The sequence below is a fragment of the Halomonas sp. THAF12 genome, assembly GCF_009363675.1.
In the GTDB taxonomy this organism is placed as follows: Bacteria; Pseudomonadota; Gammaproteobacteria; order Pseudomonadales; family Halomonadaceae; genus Halomonas; species Halomonas smyrnensis.
The window spans coordinates 3,017,155-3,038,073 of record NZ_CP045399.1 but is presented as its reverse complement, the minus strand read 5'-3'; the positions used below and the strand labels follow the sequence as shown (position 1 = coordinate 3,038,073).

The 20,919-nt window shown below is 68.7% G+C and carries 16 protein-coding genes; 7 read left to right on the top strand and 9 right to left on the bottom strand.

Translation table 11 applies throughout. The annotated features are described in order from the left end of the window. Positions 1-5: 5 nt before the first annotated feature. Entirely contained in the window at positions 6-2,441 is a 2,436-nt protein-coding gene (gene plsB / locus FIU88_RS14095; RefSeq protein ID WP_152479640.1) for a glycerol-3-phosphate 1-O-acyltransferase PlsB, read from the bottom strand. A gap of 137 nt (positions 2,442-2,578) precedes the next feature. Between plsB and FIU88_RS14090 the strand changes: the two genes are divergently transcribed. Beyond that, positions 2,579-3,700 (top strand): phosphatidylserine/phosphatidylglycerophosphate/cardiolipin synthase family protein, encoded by a 1,122-nt coding sequence (locus tag FIU88_RS14090; protein WP_152479639.1) that lies wholly within the window; start codon positions 2,579-2,581, stop codon positions 3,698-3,700. A gap of 5 nt (positions 3,701-3,705) precedes the next feature. On the opposite strand, the gene FIU88_RS14085 is transcribed toward FIU88_RS14090, so the two are convergent. Next, a complete protein-coding gene (locus tag FIU88_RS14085) occupies positions 3,706-4,377 on the bottom strand; it encodes a YecA family protein (protein WP_016853631.1) in 672 nt (223 codons plus the stop codon). 65 nt (positions 4,378-4,442) lie between these two features. On the opposite strand from FIU88_RS14085, the gene FIU88_RS14080 reads away from it, so the two are divergent. From FIU88_RS14080 to FIU88_RS14065, 4 genes are all read left to right on the top strand, one after another. Next, positions 4,443-4,985, top strand: a complete 543-nt coding sequence (locus tag FIU88_RS14080) for a SprT-like domain-containing protein (protein ID WP_152479638.1) — start codon at positions 4,443-4,445, stop codon at positions 4,983-4,985. A gap of 170 nt (positions 4,986-5,155) precedes the next feature. Next, positions 5,156-7,105 carry an acetate--CoA ligase gene (acs, locus tag FIU88_RS14075; RefSeq protein ID WP_016853633.1) on the top strand — a complete coding sequence of 650 codons (1,950 nt, stop codon included), beginning with the start codon at positions 5,156-5,158 and terminating at the stop codon, positions 7,103-7,105. A 228-nt stretch (positions 7,106-7,333) separates the two neighbouring features. Continuing rightward, positions 7,334-8,293: a DMT family transporter gene (locus FIU88_RS14070; protein WP_253742567.1), complete on the top strand. Its 960-nt coding sequence runs from the start codon at positions 7,334-7,336 to the stop codon at positions 8,291-8,293. A gap of 219 nt (positions 8,294-8,512) precedes the next feature. Beyond that, positions 8,513-9,178, top strand: coding sequence for a response regulator transcription factor (locus FIU88_RS14065; protein WP_016853635.1), 666 nt, complete (start codon positions 8,513-8,515; stop codon positions 9,176-9,178). 82 nt (positions 9,179-9,260) lie between these two features. On the opposite strand, the gene mntR is transcribed toward FIU88_RS14065, so the two are convergent. From mntR to FIU88_RS14050, 3 genes are all read right to left on the bottom strand, one after another. Next, the gene (mntR, locus tag FIU88_RS14060; RefSeq protein ID WP_152479637.1) at positions 9,261-9,680 is read right to left on the bottom strand and encodes a manganese-binding transcriptional regulator MntR; all 420 of its coding nucleotides are present in this window, start codon (positions 9,678-9,680) and stop codon (positions 9,261-9,263) included. 6 nt (positions 9,681-9,686) lie between these two features. Continuing rightward, positions 9,687-10,970 carry an Nramp family divalent metal transporter gene (locus tag FIU88_RS14055; RefSeq protein ID WP_152479636.1) on the bottom strand — a complete coding sequence of 428 codons (1,284 nt, stop codon included), beginning with the start codon at positions 10,968-10,970 and terminating at the stop codon, positions 9,687-9,689. Between the two features lie 95 nt (positions 10,971-11,065). After that, positions 11,066-11,989 (bottom strand): LysR family transcriptional regulator, encoded by a 924-nt coding sequence (locus FIU88_RS14050; RefSeq protein WP_152479635.1) that lies wholly within the window; start codon positions 11,987-11,989, stop codon positions 11,066-11,068. 105 nt (positions 11,990-12,094) lie between these two features. Here FIU88_RS14050 and FIU88_RS14045 point away from each other — a divergent pair, with 105 nt between their 5' ends. Next, the gene (locus FIU88_RS14045) at positions 12,095-12,529 is read left to right on the top strand and encodes a cupin domain-containing protein (RefSeq protein ID WP_152479634.1); all 435 of its coding nucleotides are present in this window, start codon (positions 12,095-12,097) and stop codon (positions 12,527-12,529) included. Between the two features lie 108 nt (positions 12,530-12,637). Next, positions 12,638-13,582 (top strand): alpha/beta hydrolase, encoded by a 945-nt coding sequence (locus tag FIU88_RS14040; RefSeq protein WP_152479633.1) that lies wholly within the window; start codon positions 12,638-12,640, stop codon positions 13,580-13,582. A 97-nt stretch (positions 13,583-13,679) separates the two neighbouring features. Here FIU88_RS14040 and FIU88_RS14035 read toward each other — a convergent pair whose 3' ends face one another. The 4 genes from FIU88_RS14035 to FIU88_RS14020 all read right to left on the bottom strand — a co-directional run bounded on the left by FIU88_RS14035 (position 13,680) and on the right by FIU88_RS14020 (position 20,395). Next, a complete protein-coding gene (locus FIU88_RS14035; protein WP_152480246.1) occupies positions 13,680-17,627 on the bottom strand; it encodes a NahK/ErcS family hybrid sensor histidine kinase/response regulator in 3,948 nt (1,315 codons plus the stop codon). A 100-nt stretch (positions 17,628-17,727) separates the two neighbouring features. Continuing rightward, a complete protein-coding gene (locus tag FIU88_RS14030; RefSeq protein ID WP_152479632.1) occupies positions 17,728-18,243 on the bottom strand; it encodes a hypothetical protein in 516 nt (171 codons plus the stop codon). 91 nt (positions 18,244-18,334) lie between these two features. Beyond that, complete coding sequence (locus FIU88_RS14025) at positions 18,335-20,128, bottom strand: sodium:solute symporter family protein (RefSeq protein ID WP_016853641.1); 1,794 nt, start codon at positions 20,126-20,128, stop codon at positions 18,335-18,337. 6 nt (positions 20,129-20,134) lie between these two features. After that, positions 20,135-20,395: a DUF4212 domain-containing protein gene (locus FIU88_RS14020; protein ID WP_016853642.1), complete on the bottom strand. Its 261-nt coding sequence runs from the start codon at positions 20,393-20,395 to the stop codon at positions 20,135-20,137. Positions 20,396-20,919 lie beyond the last annotated feature (524 nt).

Here is a 20,919-nt window from a genome sequence, read left to right as displayed (position 1 = left end):
GCCCGCTAGTCGCCCGTGCGCTCTTCCGGGGCGCCGTTCCGGGCGTCGCTACATCGGACGGCGACTCTTTCCAGCCGATGGCGCAGCGCCGGATCGAACAGCGTCCGGCCGCGCCGGGCCGCCTCGCGCAGCGACTCGTCGTAGTACAGGCGTTCGTCGCGGATCGTCAGCCAGCCCTCGCGTGCCAGGCTCTCCACCAGGCCGTCGAACAGCCGCGCGTCGAAGAACTCCGGCGCGTCGCGGCCGGTGAGCCGTGCCAGGCGCTCGGCGAGCTGGCGGGCGTGATTCGCCAGGCCGGCGTGGTCGAAGTGCCCCGGCGCCTCGCCGAGCAGGGCGGCGACCAGCAGGTAGCCGCGTTCCAGCGTCGGGCGGATCAGCCGTCCCAGCATGCGCAGCTGTTCGGCCTCGGCCAGCCCCTCGGCGCGTCGCCATCCCTGTGCCTCCTCGATCAGCAGCCCGGCCTCGGCGAGCTGGGCGAGGGTGGCGTCCAGCGCCGCCTCGAAGTCGGCCGGCGCCTCGATCGACAGCTCGTGCGCCAGCGCCGGCCAGCCCGGCGCCAGCAGCGCCGCCAGGGCGTCGCGGCGATGGCGGCCCTGATGGCGGAAGGCGAAGGCGACGAGCCCGGCCAGCGCGTAGAGGTGCAGCACGTTGTTGCGATACCAGGCGAGGCGGCCGGCCTGGCGCTCGTCGGCGGTGACCAGATCGCCCAGCGGGTGAGGGCGGTAGTCGAGCAGGCCCAGGGCGCGGGCGTGGTCGATCCAGTCGCGGGGCGCGCCGGCGGGCAGGGGATGGCTCTCGTCGCCGGGGCGGGGGCGCCGGAGCTCGGCCAGCAGCGCCAGCTGGCGTTCGAGCAGCTCGGCCTCGATGGCCCGGTGGGGCGTGGCCAGCAGCCCGAGGGCGACCAGATTTACCGGGTTGAGCGTGGCGGCGGCGTTGATGCGCCGCGCCAGGGTCTCGCCCAGGCGGGAGACCGCGCCGGCGCGCCAGGCCGGACGCGGCTCGCCGAGGTCCGCTCGCCAGCCGGGCTGGTGGGCATCGAGGAAGGCGTCGAGGTCCAGCGGCTCGCCGACGTTCACCGTGACCCGCCCGTAGGGCTCGCGCAGCTTGCCGAGCACGCCGAGCAGTGCCAGCGGTGTCTCCTTGCGCTTGGCGCCGCCGGCCAGCTCGCGCTGGTAGCTGGCCTCCTCGAGGATGCGTTCGTAGCCGATGTAGACCGGCACGAACGACAGCGGGCGACCATTGGCGGGCCGACGCAGGAAGGAGCCCAGCGTCATGGCCAGCATGCCGGGGCGCGGCGCCAGCAGCCGGCCGCTGCGCGAGCGCCCGCCCTCGATGAAGTACTCGAGGCTGTGGCCGCGTGACAGCAGGCGATGCAGATACTCGTCGAAGACCCGCGCGTAGAGCGGCTGGCCGCGAAAGCTGCGACGCAGGAAGAAGGCGCCGCCGCGGCGCAGCAGCGGGCCGATCACCGGCATGTTCAGGTTGCGGCCGGCGGCGATGTGCGGCGGCATCAGCCCCTGTTCGTAGAGCACGTAGGACAGCAGCAGGTAGTCGATGTGGCTGCGGTGGCAGGGCACGTAGACCAGGGTGTGATGCCCGGCCAGCGCCTTGACGCGCTCGATGCCGCGCAGGTCGATGCCATCATAGATCCGGTGCCACAGCCGGCCGAGCAGGCCGTCGAGGAAGCGCAGTACCGGATAGCTCATGCTGGCGGCGATCTCGCGGCCGTAGCGATGTGCGCGCCGACGCAGCCGCTCGCGGCTGGCCTCGTCGTCGCCGGCCTGATGGTCGATCTCGGCCACGACCGCGGGGCTCGCCGCCACGCCGGCGATCAGGGTGCGGCGATGGGACAGGTCCGGTCCCAGCACCCGCTCGCGCACGCGCCGGAAGTGGACGCGCAGCAGGCGGGCGGTCTTGCGCTCGATGAGGGCGGGATCGCGGCCGTCGGCCAGCTCGGAGAGGCGCAGCGGGGCGCCCAGGTGCACCTCCAGGTCGCGGCCGTTGACCAGCACCGCCAGCAGGCGGCGCAGCCGGCCGGTGAGCCGCCAGTCGTCGGCGGCCAGCAGCTGCCAGAGGCCGAAGCGCTTGCCCGGGGCGCGGCCCCAGAACACGCTCACCGGCACCAGCTGCACGTCCTCGCCGCGCTCGATCAGTCGCCGCAGCGGGGTCGGACGGCGGCGGCGCCGTCGCGGATCGGGCAGGGCCAGCAGGGGAGGCGGTGCCTCATCGCCCCGGGCCCGACGCACCGCCGCGGGCGGCAGGCCGTCGCGCTCGGTCAGGCACTCGAGCAGCAGGCGGTCGGAGAGCGACGGGCGGGGCAGCACGTAGACGGTCGGCAGCTCGGGATCGAGGCCCAGCGCCTCGGGAGCGGGTTCGCGCCGGCGCACCCGCACCCAGGCGCTAAGCAGTCGGCGCAGCGGGCGCCAGCGGGAGTCGGCCATCCGGTTGCCTGTGTGGTCGCATGTGCGGCCAGTATACGCATGCCGGCGGCGCCGGGTCAGGCGTTGGCGGCGCCGGCTTTTCCCGCCCCGGCAAACGTGCGTCAATGGCCGCCTGTCATCATGGCCAGGGAGGCGTCATGCACGGCATGTGGCGAGAGGGAAACCGGTTCGAGTTGCTGCCCGAGGCGTCGCGCTTCCTGCCGGCCATGTTCGAGGCAGTGGACGGCGCCCGCCACTCGGTGCTGGTCGAGCTCTACCTGATGGAGTCCGGGCGCCTGGCCAGTGCGGTGATCGAGGCACTGAGCCGCGCCGCGGCGCGCGGCGTGACGGTGCTGCTGCTGCTCGACGGCTATGGCGCCATGGGCCTCGGAGACGAGGACCGCCGGCGTCTCGAGTCGGCCGGGGTGGCGCTGCGCTGGTTCAATCCGCTGGGCTGGCATTCGCTGGCCCGCAACCTGACCCGCGACCATCGCAAGCTGGTGGTGGTGGACGGCGAGATCGCCTTCACCGGGGGCTTCGGCGTCGTCGACGAGTTCCTCGAGGCCTGGTACGAGGTGGCCCTGCGCATCCGCGGCCCGGTGGTGGCCGACTGGGTGCGGCTGTTCTCGAGCCTGTGGGACTCGCCGATGAGCCGCGGCGCGGGCGCGCCGGCGCTGGTGCACGGTCTGGCCAACGACGGCTCCGCCAGCGAGGGCTATCGCGGCATGCGCGGACGCGTGGTCTGGGGCCAGGGCTATCGCTACCAGGCGATTCGCCATTCCCTTCAGCAGCGGGTGAGCGGGGCGCAGCGGCGCATCTGGATCTGCACGCCGTATTTCGTGCCGACGCTGAGCCTGCGGCGACGCCTGGTGCGCGCCTCGCGTCGCGGCGTGGAGGTCTGCCTGCTGCTGCCCGGCGCCAGCCATGATCATCCCGGCGTGCGCTACGCCGGCCAGCGCTTCTACGGGCGCATGCTGCGCGCCGGGGTGCGCATCTTCGAGTTCCAGCCGTCGTTCATCCACGCCAAGTTCACCCTGGCCGACGACTGGGTCAGCCTGGGCTCGTGCAACTTCGATCACTGGAGCCTGCAGTGGAACCTGGAGGCCAATCAGGAGGTGGAGGACCCACGGCTGGCCGACGAGGTGGCCGAGCTGTTTCGGCGCAACTTCGCCGCCAGCCGCGAGATCGACGCCGAGGCCTGGGCGCGTCGGCCGCGGCTTCAGCGCCTCAGGGAATGGCTGTACGGGACCCTCGACGGCTGGCTTACCTTGCTGCGCTGAGCCGTTTACTTCTTGCGCTTCGGCTTGCCCTTGTCCTTCCCCTTGCTCTGGCCGGCGGGCTGCTTGCGGCGCGGCTTGGGCTTGGGCGTCTCGGGCGGCACGCGATAGTGCAGGTAGAGGTCGAGCACCAGCTCGGGCAGCTGGGCGGTCAGGCTCTCGAGGCGGTCGCCGTCCTTGGCCAGCTCGGCCATGTCCGGCTCGTCGCCGAACAGCCCGGAGAGCAGCATGAAGGGCAGCAGCAGGGTGGCGGCGGCCTCCTCGTCCTCGGCGAACCAGGCCGGCTCGTCGAGGAACACGCCTTCCATGAAGCCGGCACACCAGTCGCCGATCGGCGTCTCCTCGGGCGGCACGCCGCCGAGCTCGAGATCGAACGGCAGCTCGGGCAGGCCGCCGCCCTCCAGCACCGAAATGGCGGTGGCGCGCAGCCGCTCCAGCAGCCCCAGCACTTCCTCGCGCTCGGCGTCGTCGGCGAAGGTCGGCTCGCCGTGAAAGAGCTCCGCCACCCAGGTGGCCGGGGGCACGTCGCTGGGCGAGACGGCCAGGGCGACCAGGAAGCCGTGGGCGCCGATCAGATCCAGGGCGTCGGCGTCGACGCCGTCCGACTCGAGAAAGTCGTCCAGGCGGTCCAGGGCCTCGTCGTCGAGGAGCGGCAGGGGCTGGGGCTTGTCGTCTGACATGTCTCTCACTCGCTGGTGTCGGCGGGGCTTTACGCCATCTAAACGGAGCGCCATTCTAGCATCCCATGACGACGCCCGCGCTGCCCGACCCCGACCCGCACTGGCTGGCCGGCCTCGATGCCGAGGCCGGCCGGGCGGCGCTGCGCGAGCGGGTCGAGGCCGCCTACGCGCTGTGTTGCGAGGTGCATCCGGGCCTGCCGCGGCCCGGCGTGTGGCTGGACCTGCGCGGCCGCTCGGCCGGCCAGGCGCATTTCGGCCGCGGCGGGCTGCGCTTCAATCCGGTGCTGTTCGACGAGAATCGCCATGCCTTCCTGGTCGAGGTGGTGCCCCACGAGATGGCCCACTGGCTGGTGCATCACCTGGAGGACGGCCATCGGGCCAAGCCCCACGGCCACGAGTGGCGCACCGTGATGCGCCGGCTGTTCGGGCTCGCGCCCCGCACCACCCATCGCTTCGACACCGGCCGCGCGAGCCCCGCGCCCCATCGCTACCGCTGCGGCTGCCGAGAACATGCCTTCACCGCGCGGCGCCATGCGCTGGCGCGGGCCGGACGCGCCTATCGCTGTCGACACTGCGCCGAGCCCTTGGTCTATCTGGGCCAGGGCTGACCCGGATGAGCGGGCTTAACGTACTGTTATAAAAAAGAAAAACGTTCATACCAATGTCTAAGGGGAAGGCGCCTCGACGGAAGAGTATGCTGAATTCATCTTAATGGCGCCGGTCGCCGCGATCGGCATCGTCAACCTGAAGGGACCACCCCGAGGACAGAGGCAACTCCATGAGTGATCAACCGCACGTCTATCCGGTACCCGATGACTTCGCCGCCAAGGCCTGGGCCGACAAGGCCACCTACCAGGCCATGTACCAGCGTTCGCTGGACGATCCGGAGGGCTTCTGGGCCGAACAGGCCGAGTGCCTCGACTGGTTCAAGGCGCCAAGCAAGATCAAGCACACCGTCTTCGATCCCCAGGACGTCGACATCCGCTGGTTCGAGGACGGCCGCCTCAACGTCAGCAGCAACTGCCTGGACCGTCACCTCGAAACCCGCGGCGACCAGACGGCGATCATCTGGGAAGGCGACGATCCCGAGGATTCCAAGACCCTGACCTATCGCCAGCTGCATGAGCGCACCTGCCAGCTGGCCAATGCCCTCAAGGGCATGGGCGTGAAGCGCGGCGATACCGTCACCCTCTACATGCCGATGATCCCCGAGGCCGCCATGGCGATGCTGGCCTGCGCCCGCATCGGCGCGGTGCACTCGGTGGTGTTCGGCGGCTTCTCGCCGGACGCCCTGGCCCAGCGGGTCAAGGACGCCGGTTCCCGGGTGGTGATCACCGCCGACGAATCCGTGCGCGGCGGCAAGCAGGTGCCGCTCAAGGACAACGTCGACGCCGCCCTGACCCGCGAGGGCAGCGACGTCTGCGAGAAGGTGCTGGTGGTCCAGCGCACCGGCGGCGAGATCGACTGGCACGAGGGCCGCGACCTGTGGTTCCACGAGCAGGTCGATCCGCAGTCCACCGACTGCCCGGCCGAGGAAATGGGCGCCGAGGACCCGCTGTTCATCCTCTACACCTCGGGCTCCACCGGCGCGCCCAAGGGCCTCAAGCACACCACCGGTGGCTACCTGCTGCACGCGGCCCTGACCCATCGCTACGTGTTCGACTACCACGACGGCGACATCTACTGGTGCACCGCCGACGTGGGCTGGGTGACCGGCCACAGCTACATCGTCTACGGCCCGCTGGCCAACGGCGCCACCACCCTGATGTTCGAGGGCGTGCCGAGCTATCCGACCAACGGCCGCATGGGCGAGATCGTCGACAAGCACCGGGTCAACATCCTCTACACCGCGCCCACCGCGGTGCGTGCGCTGATGGCCCACGGCGACGACGTCATGGATTCCAGCTCCCGCGACAGCCTGCGCCTGCTGGGCTCGGTGGGCGAGCCGATCAATCCCGAGGCCTGGGAGTGGTTCCATCGGGTGATCGGCAACGAGCGCTGTCCTATCGTCGACACCTGGTGGCAGACCGAGACCGGCGGCATCATGATCGCGCCGCTGCCCGGCGCCACCGACCTCAAGCCCGGCTCCGCCACCCTGCCGTTCTTCGGCGTGCAGCCGGCGCTGGTCGACAACGAGGGCAACATCCTCGAGGGCGCCACCGAGGGTAACCTGGTGATGCTCGACGCCTGGCCGGGGCAGGCGCGCTCGATCTGGAACAACCACGAGCGCTTCCTGCAGACCTATTTCAGCACCTACAAGGGCATGTACTTCACCGGCGACGGCTGCCGCCGCGACGAGGACGGCTACTACTGGATCACCGGCCGCGTCGACGACGTGCTCAACGTCTCCGGGCACCGCATGGGCACCGCCGAGATCGAGTCCTCGCTGGTGGCCCACGAGTCGGTGGCCGAGGCCGCCGTGGTCGGCTTCCCCCATGACATCAAGGGGCAGGGCATCTACATCTACGTGACCCTGGCCGACGACGTGGAGCCCAGCGACGAGCTCAAGAAGGCGCTCACCCAGTGGGTGCGCAAGGACATCGGGCCGATCGCCTCGCCGGACGTCATCCAGTGGGCGCCGGGGCTGCCCAAGACCCGCTCGGGCAAGATCATGCGCCGCATCCTGCGCAAGATCGCCGCCAACGAGTGCGACGGCCTGGGCGACACCAGCACCCTGGCCGATCCGTCGGTGGTCGACGACCTGATCGAGCATCGCGCCAACCGCTGAGCCCGGATCAGATCGCCGGACTCGTGGGATGAGACCATCAGCGACAGCGAAGCGCGGGGGCCCGGCCCCCGCGCTTTTTCGTGTGCCGCTCTTCCGCCAGCCGGCAGCCGAAAGAGTGGCTATCCATGAGACGCTGCCTTGATAATGGTGCGATGACGCAGGGCGACAGGGGGCAGCGGGGCACCCTCGAGCGCGTCGTCATTCCTTTCATGATCAAGGCCGTTCTCCATGTCAGCAGGCAAGTCGGATGCATTCTCAGAGTCTCAGCCAGCCACTTCCTCACCGGTGTCATCATCCGCCTCCGGCGTGGGCGAGAATCGTCCACGCGCCGTGGTGCTGATGTGCCTGTCGGCGATCTCCTTCGCGCTGATGGGGGCGATGGTCAAGCTGAGCGGTGACTTGCCGCTGTTCGAGAAGGTCTTCGTGCGCAACCTCGTCAGCCTGGGCGTCGCCATCGTGATGGTTCGCCTGGCCGGGGCGCGCCTGTTGGGGCATTGGCATCATCAGCCGCTGCTGCTGGCCCGTTCACTGATCGGGCTCGGCGGCGTGATGAGCTTCTTCTATGCCATCGAGCATCTGTTGCTGGCAGATGCGACCATCCTGAACAAGCTTTCGCCGTTCTTCGTGACGCTGTTTGCCGGCCTCTTCCTGGCCGAGCGTCTGGGGGGATGGCGGCTGGTGGGCATGTTGATCGCCTTCGTCGGGGCGGCGCTGGTCATCAAGCCACAGCTGGCGTTCGCGGAAGGGGGGATGGAGGCGCTCCTGCCGGCGCTGGTCGGGCTGGGGTCCGCCATGCTGGCAGGCGGAGCCTACACGCTGATACGGGCGCTGAGAGGGCGTGAGGCGTCCGCGACCATCGTGCTACATTTCTCGCTGGTCTCCAGCATCGCCACCCTGGTGCCGATGCTGATGAATCCGGTGATGCCCAGTGGGCCTCAGGCATTGGCCTTGCTGGGTATCGGGATCTTCGCGGCCGGCGGCCAGATACTGATGACCAAGGCCTATCGCCTGGCGCCCGCGGGGGAAGTGTCGATCTATTCCTATCTGACCATCGTGTTTTCCGCTCTGGCCGGCTGGGCGATCTGGGGCGAAGTGCCGGATGCCGCCAGTCTCGTCGGCTTCCTGCTGATTGCCGGAGTGGCACTGGCCGGCTGGCAGGCGAGTCGCGTTGCGCCAAGGGCGGCCTGATCCATCCGCAGGAGGATGTCAGAATTCACGTGTGCATTGCTCACTCATTGGTGGGCAATCCGTGCGATACTCGTGTTCCCCGAGCGAAACATCAGTAGGTCTCCCGATGGTGGGCTGCTTTGTTAAACGCGCGTTCCGTGGGGTAACATGCCGTTAATAAATACTGCGTCCCGCAGGCGGCGGTCGGCCCCCGCTGCTCTCGGATCCGGAGGAGAATCCATGGCCTTTGCCCAGAAGTTCATCGTCGCCGACGATCATCCGCTGTTTCGCGCGGCCCTGACCCAGGCGCTGCGCCAGGTCGCCCCCCAGGCCGAGATCGTCGAGTCCGATACCATGGAGGCCACCACCGAGGTCGTCACCCGGCATCCGGACGCCGATCTGATCCTGCTCGACCTGCACATGCCCGGTGCCCACGGCTTTTCCGGGCTGATCCAGCTGCGCGGCCAGACGCCGGATATCCCGGTGGCGGTGGTCTCGGGCAGCGACGAGCTGCACGTGGTGCGCCGTGCCATCGACTACGGCGCCTCCGGCTTCATTCCCAAGTCGTCGTCGCTGGCGCTGATCGCCGAGGCGGTGGGCGAGATCCTCGACGGCGAGGTATGGCTGCCCGAGGAGATGGCCGAGGCGCTGGGCGAGGCCGACGAGGAAGAGGCGCGCTTCGCCGAGGCCATCGCCTCGCTGACGCCCCAGCAGTTCCGGGTGCTCAACATGCTCACCGAGGGCCTGCTCAACAAGCAGATCGCCTATGAGCTCAACGTCTCCGAGGCCACCATCAAGGCCCACGTCACCGCCATCCTGCGCAAGCTCGGCGTTCACTCCCGCACCCAGGCGGTGATCGCCGCCCAGAAGCTCGAGGTCGAGCCGCCCAAGGTCGAGCAGTCCTGAGCCGCCTCCGTGGCCCGGTCCTGACGAAACGCCGCCCCGCTGATTGCGGGGCGGCGTCGTTTCGGGGCTCGCAGGCGTGGCGTCAGTCGTCGGCGGCCTGGCCGAGGAAGCGGCGCATGGCGGCGACCGTCTCGTCGCTGCAGTGATGCTCGATGCCCTCCGAGTCGGCGCGGGCGACCTCCTCCGGCACCCCCAGCCGTCGCAGGGTCGCCAGCACCACCCGGTGGCGGGTGGCGACCCGCTCGGCCATGGCCTCGCCGTCCGGCGTCAGGAAGATGCCGCGATAGGGCCGGGCGATCACCAGGCCGTCGCGGCGTAGCCGGGCCACCACCTTGGAGACGGCGGCGGCGCTGACGCCGAAGCAGGCGGCCAGGTCGCTGGCGCGGGCCTCGCCGTGACGCGCATGCAGGTGGGCGATCTCCTCGACGTAGTCCTCGACCAGCTCGCGCTGGTGGTCCTGGCGCACGCGTTCGAAGGCGGCATGCTTGGGCAGTGCGGGCATGGTGGCTTATCCCTCGCCAAACAGGGTGAAGAACAGCACATAGCCGTTGAGGCCGATGATCAGTGCGCAGATCGCGCCGCCGACGACGGTCACCGTGCGGCTGTTGACCAGGTTGCCCATCAGTCGGCGGTTGGCGGTGAAGCACAGCAGCGGGATCAGCGCGAAGGGGATGCCGAAGCTCAGGATCACCTGGCTGGCCACCAGCGCCTTCTGCTCGGAGATGCCCAGCAGGATCACCGCCAGTGCCGGCCCCATGGTGATCAGGCGGCGCAGCCACAGCGGAATGGTGAAGCGCACGAAGCCCTGCATGATCACCTGACCCGAGAGGGTGCCGACGATCGACGAGGACAGCCCGGCGAGCAACAGCGCAAGCCCGAACAGGCGGCTGGCCAGCTCCTGTCCCATCATCGGCGCGAGCAGCCGGTAGCTGTCGCTGATGGTCGCGACGTCGAGCAGCCCCTGGGCGTGGAACACCGAGGCGGCCAGCGCCAGCATGCTCAGGTTGACCAGCCCGGCGATGGCCATGCCGACGATGACGTCGAGCCGGTAGTAGCGCATCAGCCGCCGGCGTTCGCCGTCGTTGCGTGCCTGGATGCGGTTCTGTGACAGCGCCGAGTGCAGATAGATGACATGGGGCATCACCGTGGCGCCGAGGATGCCGGCGGCGAGATAGAGGGCATAGCCGTCGGGGAAGCCGGGCACCAGCAGGCCCTTGAGCAGCGGGGCGGTCTCGGGCGGCGCGAGGATCATCTCCAGCAGGAAGCCGCTGGCGATGGCCAGGATCATGGCGCCGATGACGATCTCCATCAGCCGGAAGCCGTGCCGATGCATCAGCAGCGCCGCATAGGTGATCGCCCCGGTCAGCAGCGCGCCCTCCACCAGCGACAGGCCGAACAGCAGGTTGAAGGCCAGGGCGGCGCCGAGGAACTCGGCGAGGTCGGTGGCGATGGCGACGATCTCCGCCTGGACCCAGTAGACCCACACCACCGGGCGCGGATAGCGCTCGCGGATCACCTCGGCCAGGTTCTGGCCGGTGGCCAGCCCCAGTCGCGCCGAGAGGGTCTGGATCAGCATCGCCATCAGGTTGGCGCCCAGCACCACCCACAGCAGTGCATAGCCGTAGCGCGAGCCGGCCTCGATGTTGGTGGCGAAGTTGCCGGGGTCGACGTAGGCCACGGCGGCGATCAGCGCCGGCCCGAAGAAGGCCGTCCAGCCCCAGCGGCGGCGCTGGCCGCTGAGGGCGTGGGCCGCCTTGGCCCGAACCGTGTCGTTGGAAATGGCGGGAAGCATCGGCGTGGCTCTTGTTAACCGAGGTTAATAACTGTTCCTCAGGTTAAGGCAGACGCCGTCGCCCGCCCAATAGCGTCTCTGCTCTGGGGCGATCGTCATGGACTATCGCGCCGCGGGGCCGGGCCTTTGATGCCGTGGCGCAGGGCCTCCATCACCACCCGGAAGGCCGCCGTCTGCTGGCGCCGGCTGGGGTAGTAGAGATGATAGCCCTCGAAGGGCTCGGACCAGTCTCCCAGCACCTCCTCGAGCTCGCCGCACGCGAGGTGCGGCGCTACCAGGCCGTCCGGCAGCTGTGCCAGGCCGACCCCGGCGAGGCTGGCATCGAGAATCTGGAACACGCTGTTCAGGATCAGCGGGCCGCTCACCCGCACCCGGAATTCATGCTCGCCGCTGCCGAACTCCCAGGCGAAGAGCCCGCCGTGAGTGGGCAGGCGCAGATTGATGCAGCGGTGTTCGGTCAGGGCCTCGGGCGTCGACGGGATGCCGTGGCGGGCCAGATGGCCGGGCGAGGCCACGGTGACCATGCGCATCCGCGGCCCGATCGGCACGCCGATCATGTCGGCGTCGATGATGCCGCCGAGCCGCACGCCGGCGTCGAAACGCTCGGCGGCGATATCGGTCAGTCCGTAGTCGGTGGTCAGCTCGACGGTGAGCTCGGGGTAGGTCTCCAGCAGCGGCCGCAGCCGCGGCCACAGGAGGTGGCGAGCCGCGAACTCGTCGGCGGTGATGCGCACCGTGCCCGACGGGCGTTCGCGCAGTTCGGTCACGGCGGTGACGTGGGCGTCGAGCTGCTCCAGCAGCGGGGCCACCTCGCGCAGCAGTTTCTCTCCGGCCTCGGTGCGGGTGACGCTGCGCGTGGTCCGCGTCAGCAGGCGCACGCCGAGTCGCTCCTCCAGCCCGCGTATGGTCTGGCTGACCGCCGATGGGGAGACCCCGAGATGCGCCGCCGCGCGGGTGAAGTTGCCTTCGCGTCCGACGGTCACGAAGACCGCCAGGTCGTCCAGTCGCTGCCCTGCCATTGTGAAGCCTCGCTTCATGCTGCATTCAGTATTTGCCACATAGTATATCCAATGGCCGGTTGCTACCTTGGCAGGCGTCAACGCGATCAATCCAGGGAGAGCGTCATGAGCGAATCATCCGAGGACATGCTGATCCAGCGCGCCGGTTCCGTTGAGGCCATCGAGGGGCCGAGCGACTACTTCACCGGGAAGGTCCGCATCGACAGGATCTTCAATGCGCCCGACCCCTCCCGCATCGGCGTCGCGGTGGTGAACTTCGCGCCGGGCGCCCGCACCAACTGGCACACCCATCCGGTCGGCCAGATCCTGCTGGTCACCGACGGCGTGGGCTGGACCCAGTGCGAGGGCGGCCCCAAGACCGAGATCCGCCCCGGCGACCTGATCTGGTGCAACTGCGGCCGTCGCCACTGGCACGGCGCCACCGACACCACCGCCCTGCAGCACGTCGCCATCCAGGAAGCCGAGAACGGCAGCCCGGTGACCTGGATGGAAGCGGTCTCGGACGAGGACTACCTGGCCGGCCCGGTCAAGAAGGACTGATCGCCGATCACCGCCCGCGGGCGCCCTCCCGGCGAGGGCGCCCCGTCCCGCCACACCGCGTCCCCGTCGGGCCGCGCTTCGACACGATTCACGACACGGAGGCCGAGCATGGACGACCATATCTTCACCCTGAGCGATAACGTGACCCGCCAGGCGGTCAGCTACCGCAACCGCTTCGGCGTCGAGCTGGCCGGCGATCTCTATCTGCCGGCGGACTTCGACCAGAGCCGGCGCTATCCGGCCCTTATCATCGGCGCCCCCTACGGCGGCGTGAAGGAGCAGGGCCCGGGCATCTACGCCAACGAGCTGGCGCAGCGCGGCTTCGTGGCGCTGGCCTTCGACCCCGCCTACAACGGCGACTCCAGCGGCACCCCGCGCCGCGTGTCCTCGCCGGAGGTGTTCGTCGAGGACTTCCACGCCGGCGTCGATTACCTCGGCACCCGGGCCTTCGTCGACCGCGACCGGATCGGCGTCATCGGCATCTGCGGCTCCGGCGGCTTCGGCCTCGGCGCCGCCCAGGTCGATCCGCGCATCAAGGCCGTGGCCACCGTCAGCCTGTACGACATCTCGCGCATGCACGCCGAGGGCTTCGCCGGCAGCCTCGACGAAAAGACCCGCAAGGCCAACCTGGCGATGATGGCCGAGCAGCGCTGGGAAGACTTCGCCAGCGGGCGGCCCAAGCTCTCGCCGCGCGGCTCCCCCCTGCAGATCGACGCGGACACCCCGGCGATCGGCTGCGAGTTCGGCGAGTTCTACTCGCGCCCGCGGGGCTATCACCCGAACGCCACGACCCAGTTCACGCTGAGCTCGTCGATGGCCTTCATGAACTTCCCGATCCTGGACAAGCTGACGTGGATCTCGCCGCGTCCGATCCTGCTGGTGATCGGCGAACAGGCGCATTCGCGCTACTTCAGCGAGGACATCCACGAAGCCGCGGCCGAGCCGAAGGAGTGCTACGTGGTGCCGGGCGCCAATCACGTCGATCTCTACGATCGCACCGAGGTGATTCCCTTCGACAAGCTCGAGACCTTCTTCGGCGACGCGCTGAAGTAACGCTTCCCCGAGCGACGAAGGGGGCGATGAAAAACGCCGGCGGGCCCGTTGATTCGGGCCCGCCGGCGTCGTTTCGTGCCCTCGACTGGCGTGTGGCTCAGCCCTGATGAGAGGCGGCGCGGCTGGCCTGCAGGGTGCGGGTCAGCAGCGCGCGCAGGGCGGCGGGACGCACCGGCTTGAGCAGCAGCTGGTAGCCGGCGCGCTTGATCTCCTCGGCGACCTCCTCGGTGCGGTCGGCGGTGATCACGATGCCCGGCACCGCGCCCTCGAGGCGCTCGTCGAGCGCCTCCATGGCCATCAGGCCGGTGACCTCGTTGTCGAGGTGGTAGTCGGCCAGGATCGCATCGGGGTCGGCGTCCAGGTGGCGCAGCACCGACTTGGCGCCGCCGATCGAGGTGGCGGTGAAGACCTCGCAGCCCCAGCCGGACAGCATCGCCTTCATGCCCTCGAGGATCAGCGACTCGTTGTCGATGCACAGGATGCGCTTGCCGGCCAGCTTGTTGCCGGCGCGCTTGGGCCTGGCCTCCTCGCGCTGCTCCTCCTCGCGGGCGGCCACCGTCGGCACGCTGACCGAGAACACGGTGCCGCTGCCCTCCCAGGAGCGCACCCGGATCGGGTGCTCGAGCACGCGGGCCATGCGATCGGCGATGGAGAGCCCCAGGCCCAGCCCCTTCTCGCTTTCCTTGTGGCGCGAGGTCTGATCGAGGCGGCGGAACTCCTGGAAGATCTCGGCCTGCTTGGCCTCGGGGATGCCGGGACCGGAGTCCCAGACCTCGATCGACAGCCGCTCGCCCTGGCGCCGGCAGCCTAGCATCACCCGGCCCTCCTGGGTGTAGCGGATGGCGTTGGAGAGGAAGTTCTGCACGATGCGTCGCAGCATCTGGGCGTCGCTGTCGACCCACTGGTGGGTGGGCACCACCACCAGGTCGAGGCCGCGCTCCTCGGCCATCACCTCGAACTCGGCGCGCAGCGGACGGAAGACGTCGGCCAGGGCGAAGTGGCTGCGCCGAGGGGTCAGCGCCCCGGCATCGAGCTTGGAGATGTCGAGCAGGGTGCCGAGCAGCTCCTCGGCGGCCTGCAGCGAGTTGTCGATATGGCCGATGGTGCGGCGCATCTCGTCGGCCTGCATCTCCTGGGACAGCGCCGAGGTGAACAGCCGCGCGGCGTTGAGCGGCTGCAGCAGGTCGTGGCTGGCCGCGGCCAGGAAGCGGGTCTTGGAGGCGTTGGCGTCCTCGGCGACCTGCTTGGCCTGGCGCAGCGCCTGCTCGGCCTCGGCGCGCACCCGGTTCTCCTGGCGCAGGGCGGCGTTGGCCTCGGACAGCGCCTGGGTGCGCTCGCGCACGCGCTCCTCCAGGGTCTCGTTGGTCTCCTGCAGGGCGATCTCGGCGCGGCGGCGTTCGGTGATGTCCTGGTAGAGGGCGAAGAAGCCCAGGATCGCGCCGCTGTCGCCGAAGTGCGGGGTGTAGGTCACCAGCATGTAGCGGATGCCCTCGGTCAGCGTCAGCGAGACCTCGAAGCTGACCCGCTCGCCGTCCAGGGCGCGCTCGATCCAGGGCGCGCGCTCGCGATGCATGTCCGCCGGCAGCACCTCGTGGAGCGGCTGGCCGATCACCGCGTGGCGATCGATGGAGAAGGCCTGCTCGTAGGCGCGGTTGGTGAAGAGGTAGCGGCAGTCCTTGTCGAAGTAGGCGATCAGCGCCGGCACGTTGTCCGTGTAGATGCGGATGTTGTTCTCCGAGCGGATCAGCGCTTCCTCGGTGCGCTTCTGCTGGGTGATGTCCTGGTAGGTGTAGACGAAGCCGCCGCCGGGCATGGGATTGCCCTGGACCTCGAGCACGCTGCCGTCCTGGCGGTAGCGCACGTAGCGGTGCGGCTGGCCCTCGCGGATGTTGTCGAGCAAGAGCTGCACGTGCTCCTCGGGGTCGCCGGGGCCGTATTCGCCGTTGTGGGCGTTGTAGCGGAAGATGCGGTCGATCGGCGCGCCGACCCGGATCAGGTGATCGGGGAAACGGAACAGCTCCAGATAGCGCTGGTTCCACACCACCAGCCGCAGGTTCTGGTCGACCACGCTGATGCCCTGGTTGATGTTCTCGATGGTGGCCTGGAGCAGGGCGCGGTTGAACTCCAGCACCTGGGAGGCCTCGTCGACGATCGAGATCACGTCGGAGATGCCGATGCCGCGGCCCTGCAGCGCCGAGTTGACCACGATGCGCGCCGAGGAGGCGCCGAGCACCGAGGCCAGGAAGCGCTCGGTGAACTGGATGACGTCGATCGAGGCCCGGGCGTGGTCGTCCAGCGGCGTGCCGGTGCGCCGGGCATAGTCGTCGAAGGCCCGGTCGACCTGGTCGGCGCCGAGGAAGCGCTGGCACAGCACCTTGAGGTCGCCCACCGTGGTGGCGCCGGTCCAGGGGCGGTTGACCGAGGTCTGGCGGGTCTCGACGCTGTCGACGAACAGCGAGGCCTGGATGCGCTCCACCACCCGCTGCGGCGTCATCTGGGAGACGAAGATGTAGCTGACCAGATTGACGCCCAGCGACAGCATCACGCCGTGAGTGAAGCCGTCGCCGACGTTGAGGCCGAACAGCGAGGTGGGCGACAGCCAGCCGATGCCCAGCGGGCCGCCGTCGAGCCAGGCCTGGGGCAGCACGCCGGCGCCGATCATCGCCGGCATCAGCAGGCTGTAGGCCCAGATGGCGAAGCCGGCGTTCATGCCGACGATCACGCCCAGGCGGTTGCCGCGCTTCCAGTAGAGCCCGCCGATCAGCGCCGGCGCGAACTGGCCGGCGGCGGCGAACGACAGCATGCCGATGGAGGCCAGCGAGCTGAAGTCGCCGATCAGGTGATAGGTGCCGTAGGCCAGCGCCAGGATCGCGGCGATGGTGATGCGCCGGGCGCGCAGCACCAGCCGGCCGTAGTCGCGGGCCTTGGTGTCGAACCAGCGCAGGCGGAACAGTGCCGGGATGACGATCTCGTTGGAGATCATGATCGACACCGCCACCGCGGCCACGATCACCATGCCGGTGGCGGCCGAGAAGCCGCCGATGAAGGTCAAAAGCGCCAGCCATTCGCTGCCCGCGGCCATCGGCAGGGCCAGCACGTAGCTGTCCGGGGCCACGCTGCCGTCGGCGAACAGGGTCAGGCCGGCGGCGGCCAGCGGCAGCACGAAGAAGGCGAAGGCCGCCAGATAGAGCGGGAACAGCCAGCGAGCCTTGGCGGCGTCGTCGCGGTGGATGTTCTCCACCACCGCGACGTGGAACTGGCGCGGCAGGCACAGGATCGCCAGCATCGCCAGCAGGGTCTGGGCCCAGAAGCTCTGGCCGAAGTCCTGCTGGGCCAGCTGTTGCTGCAGCTCGAGCTGGATGTCGGCGAAGGCCAGCAGATCGCCGAGGCCGTCGAACATGCCCCAGGTGACATAGGCACCGAGCACCAGGAACGCCACCAGCTTGACCAGCGACTCGAAGGCCACGGCGTGGATCAGCCCCTCGTGGTGCTCGGTGGCGTCGGTGTGGCGGGTGCCGAAGAGGATCGCGAACACCGCCATCACCAGCGCCACGTAGAAGGCCGTGTCGCCGAACAGCGGCGCGCGGGTGATGTCCGTGGCGTCGGTCATCATGCTGAAGGAGGTCGACACCGCCTTCAGCTGCAGCACGATGTAGGGCAGGGTGCCGACCAGCGCCACCAGGCTGGCGAAGGCCGCCAGCGACTGGGTCTTGCCGTAGCGCGAGGCGATGAAGTCGGCGATCGAGGTGACGTTCTGGTGCTTGGCGACGCGGATCATCTTGGCCAGCACCGGCCAGAACAGCAGCAGCGTGAGGATCGGCCCGACGAAGATGCTGGCGAACGACCAGCCCGAGGTGGCCGCCTGGCCGACGGCGCCGTGGAAGGTCCAGGAGGTGCAGTAGATGGCCAGCGCCAGGCTGTAGATCACCGGCCGGCGGCGGCTGGCGCCGTGGCGGCGGGCCATGCGGTCGCCGCGCCAGGCGATGGCGAACAGCACGGCGATATAGAGCAGTGAAACGGCGATCAGCAGCCAGCCAGCGAACATGGTCATCTCCCTCGGGTTCCCGCCCATTCTAAGGCCCGGTGGAAGGCTGTCCATGTTCGATGGAGGAGGCCGGCGGTCAGCTGGCCGGGGAAAGGACGTCTCAGGCGGCGGAGCAGACGGCCCGGCGCAGCGGGTCGCCGTCGTCGAGCCGGCGCAGGGCCTCGGTCTGCGGGCGGCCGCTCGCGTCGTCGAGCGGCACCAGCTCGCCGGAGGCGCAGTTCAGCAGGTGCGGGCGGTGCACCAGCCGGTCGGCGGCGCCCATCTCGAAGCGGTAGAGGATGAACTCGACCAGCGGCTGGTCGTCGGCCCGCGAGCGCGACAGGCCATCCTCGTCGATCACCGTGAAGGCCGTGGTCAGCGGCACCACATAGGTCCAGGGGCGCCAGAAGGCCGGCCGCTGCTCGCTGGCCACCACCCGGCTGTCGTCCGGCAGCTGGGCCTTTTTGTGGTCGAACCAGGTGTATTCGTGGTGGATCTGGTAGGCGATCATGCCCAGGCCGGCGAAGGCCGGCACGATCCAGCGCGGCAGCCGTCTGGCGGTCAGGGTGCGCAGCAGCAGGGCGATGCCCGCCGCGCCGAGTCCGGCGACGAGCGCCGCGATCAAGTGCCAAATCATCGAGGTCGTCCTGATATGCGTCGGGCTTCCCGAAGGAAGCCCGACATGGAAGAGTGGGCCGGCGCCCCGCGGGCGCCGGAAGGATTATGACTCAGTGGTCGACGGCGGTGCCAGCGCCCTTGGGATAGCGCACGCTCTCGACCAGGTCCTGGATCTCCTGGGGCGGCGCGGCGGTCGCCTTGGAGACGGTGAAGGCCACGGCGAAGTTGATGATCGCACCGACCGCGCCGATGGACAGCGGCGAGATGCCCAGCACCCAGTTCTCCGGGGTGTCCGCCAGGTTGTTGGTGCCCGGGATGAAGAACCAGCCCTTGTAGACGAAGATGTAGGCCAGGGTGAAGACCAGGCCGGTGAGCATGCCGGCGATGGCACCGTGGTTGTTCACCCGCTTGGAGAAGATGCCCATCATCAGCGCCGGGAACAGCGAGGCGGCGGCGATGCCGAAGGCCAGTGCCACCACCTGGGCGGCGAAGCCCGGCGGGTTGGCGCCCAGGTAGGTGGCCACGATGATGGCGACCGTCATCGAGATCCGCGCCGCCATCAGCTCGCCCTTCTCGCTGATGCGAGGGTTGATGGCGCCCTTGATCAGGTCGTGGCTGATCGCCGAGGAGATGGCCAGCAGCAGGCCCGCGGCGGTCGACAGCGCGGCCGCGAGACCGCCGGCGGCGATCAGGCCGATGACCCAGCCCGGCAGATTGGCGATCTCGGGGTTGGCCAGCACCAGGATATCGTTGTTGACCGACAGCTCGTTGCCGTTCCAGCCGCGCTGCTCGGCGGTCGAGGCGAAGGCCTCGGTGTCGTTGTAGATCTGGATGCGGCCGTCGTTGTTCTTGTCCTCATACTGGATCAGGCCGGTCTCTTCCCAGGTGCGGATCCATCCGGGGCGCTCCTCGTAGAGGATCGGGTTGGCGGTGGCATCCGCGACGTTCTCGACCTGGCCGCCCATGTCGGGATAGACGGTGGTGGCGATATTGAGGCGCGCCATGGAGGCCACGGCCGGGGCGGTCAGGTACAGCAGGCCGATGAACACCAGGGCCCAGCCGGCGGACCAGCGCGCGTCGGCGACCTTCGGCACGGTGAAGAAGCGGATGATGACGTGGGGCAGACCGGCGGTACCGATCATCAGCGACAGGGTGAACAGCACCATGTTGAGCTTGTTGTCCACGTCCGCCGTGTACTCGTTGAAGCCGAGCGCGGTGACCACCTCGTTGAGCTTGGCCAGCAGCGGCATGCCGGATTCGCTGTGCTCGGAGAACAGGCCCAGCGCCGGAATCGGGTTGCCGGTCAGCTCCAGCGAGATGAACACCGCCGGGATGGTATAGGCGATGATCAGCACGATGTACTGGGCCACCTGGGTATAGGTGATGCCCTTCATGCCGCCCAGCACCGAGTAGAAGAAGATCACCACGGCAGCGATGATCAGGCCGGTGGTGGCGTCGACTTCCAGGAAGCGCGAGAAGGCCACGCCAGCGCCGGCCATCTGGCCGATGACGTAGGTCACCGAGGCCACGATCAGGCACACCACCGCGACCATGCGGGCCTGCTTGCTGTAGAAACGGTCGCCGATGAATTCCGGCACCGTGAACTTGCCGAACTTGCGCAGGTAGGGTGCCAGCAGCATGGCCAGCAGCACGTAACCGCCGGTCCAGCCCATCAGGAAGGTGGAGTTGGCGTAGCCGCCGGCGGCGATCAGGCCGGCCATGGAGATGAAGGAGGCCGCGGACATCCAGTCGGCGCCGATGGCCATGCCGTTGGTGATCGGGTGCACCCCGCCGCCGGCGACGTAGAAGTCCTTGGTCGACCCCGCCTTCGCCCAGATGGCGATGCCGATGTAGAGGGCGAAGGAGGCACCGACGAACAGTACGTTGATGGCAAATTGACTCATGCTGAGTTACTCCCCGAGCCCGAATTGCTTGTCCAGCCGGTTCATCTTCCAGGCGTAGAAGAAGATCAGGCCGATGAAGGTCAGGATGGAGCCCTGCTGGGCAAACCAGAAGCCGAGGTCGGTGCCGCCCACGGCTATGCCCGAGAGCAGCGGGCGCAGCAGGATGGCGCCGCCATAGGAGACGGCTGCCCAGACGACCAGACAGCCGGCGATCAATCGGAGGTTGGCCTTCCAGTAGGCTTCGGCATTGGGGGTCTCTTCAGCCATGATGTTGCTCTCCACTTGTTGTTGGATTCGGGAAGTCGCTCACAGCGTTCATGTGTCGCCACGGTGCCTTCCCGGGGTCTGTCGACCGAACCGCGGCGGCGTGTCGGATGATGAAGTGCCTGTCGAGGAACGGAGCGCTTATCGACGCATTGGCATCACCCGGGGATCATCGACAATGCTGGTCAACAATCCCGAAAAAAACATCGCAGACTTTCGTATCATGAGTGTAAAGCGATCGAAGTGTTTGCCGTCTTTTTGAAGCAAATCAATTTCTTATGTCGGCATTGCGTGTCCAGGCGGTGGCGCCGGCCGGCAGGGGTTGGACGATGGTCTATCCATGCATCCGAATGATGACTAGGACCATGACCATGGTCTAACGCCAGGGCCTTCATCGGGCCGATCGAGCGGAGCATGACTTTGGTATAAGAAGAAGGTTAGACGAGAAGTGTGGCGGCGAATGCCTAACACCATGGTCTAGATTCTGGTAGCGAAAGGGGGTTGCTACTCTGGGTGAAAGCCCTGTC

What these genes read in the sequence shown, in the direction of transcription:
- FIU88_RS14025 (WP_016853641.1), bottom strand. Translation starts at nt 20,128, where the DNA reads ATGAGTCAATTTGCCATCAACGTACTGTTCGTCGGTGCCTCCTTCGCC.
- FIU88_RS14035 (WP_152480246.1), bottom strand. Translation starts at nt 17,627, where the DNA reads ATGTTCGCTGGCTGGCTGCTGATCGCCGTTTCACTGCTCTATATCGCC.
- FIU88_RS14085 (WP_016853631.1), bottom strand. Translation starts at nt 4,377, where the DNA reads ATGTCAGACGACAAGCCCCAGCCCCTGCCGCTCCTCGACGACGAGGCC.
- FIU88_RS14055 (WP_152479636.1), bottom strand. Translation starts at nt 10,970, where the DNA reads ATGCTTCCCGCCATTTCCAACGACACGGTTCGGGCCAAGGCGGCCCAC.
- FIU88_RS14070 (WP_253742567.1), top strand. Translation starts at nt 7,334, where the DNA reads ATGTCAGCAGGCAAGTCGGATGCATTCTCAGAGTCTCAGCCAGCCACT.
- FIU88_RS14020 (WP_016853642.1), bottom strand. Translation starts at nt 20,395, where the DNA reads ATGGCTGAAGAGACCCCCAATGCCGAAGCCTACTGGAAGGCCAACCTC.
- FIU88_RS14090 (WP_152479639.1), top strand. Translation starts at nt 2,579, where the DNA reads ATGCACGGCATGTGGCGAGAGGGAAACCGGTTCGAGTTGCTGCCCGAG.
- FIU88_RS14080 (WP_152479638.1), top strand. Translation starts at nt 4,443, where the DNA reads ATGACGACGCCCGCGCTGCCCGACCCCGACCCGCACTGGCTGGCCGGC.
- plsB (WP_152479640.1), bottom strand. Translation starts at nt 2,441, where the DNA reads ATGGCCGACTCCCGCTGGCGCCCGCTGCGCCGACTGCTTAGCGCCTGG.
- FIU88_RS14065 (WP_016853635.1), top strand. Translation starts at nt 8,513, where the DNA reads ATGGCCTTTGCCCAGAAGTTCATCGTCGCCGACGATCATCCGCTGTTT.
- mntR (WP_152479637.1), bottom strand. Translation starts at nt 9,680, where the DNA reads ATGCCCGCACTGCCCAAGCATGCCGCCTTCGAACGCGTGCGCCAGGAC.
- FIU88_RS14030 (WP_152479632.1), bottom strand. Translation starts at nt 18,243, where the DNA reads ATGATTTGGCACTTGATCGCGGCGCTCGTCGCCGGACTCGGCGCGGCG.
- acs (WP_016853633.1), top strand. Translation starts at nt 5,156, where the DNA reads ATGAGTGATCAACCGCACGTCTATCCGGTACCCGATGACTTCGCCGCC.
- FIU88_RS14050 (WP_152479635.1), bottom strand. Translation starts at nt 11,989, where the DNA reads ATGGCAGGGCAGCGACTGGACGACCTGGCGGTCTTCGTGACCGTCGGA.
- FIU88_RS14045 (WP_152479634.1), top strand. Translation starts at nt 12,095, where the DNA reads ATGAGCGAATCATCCGAGGACATGCTGATCCAGCGCGCCGGTTCCGTT.
- FIU88_RS14040 (WP_152479633.1), top strand. Translation starts at nt 12,638, where the DNA reads ATGGACGACCATATCTTCACCCTGAGCGATAACGTGACCCGCCAGGCG.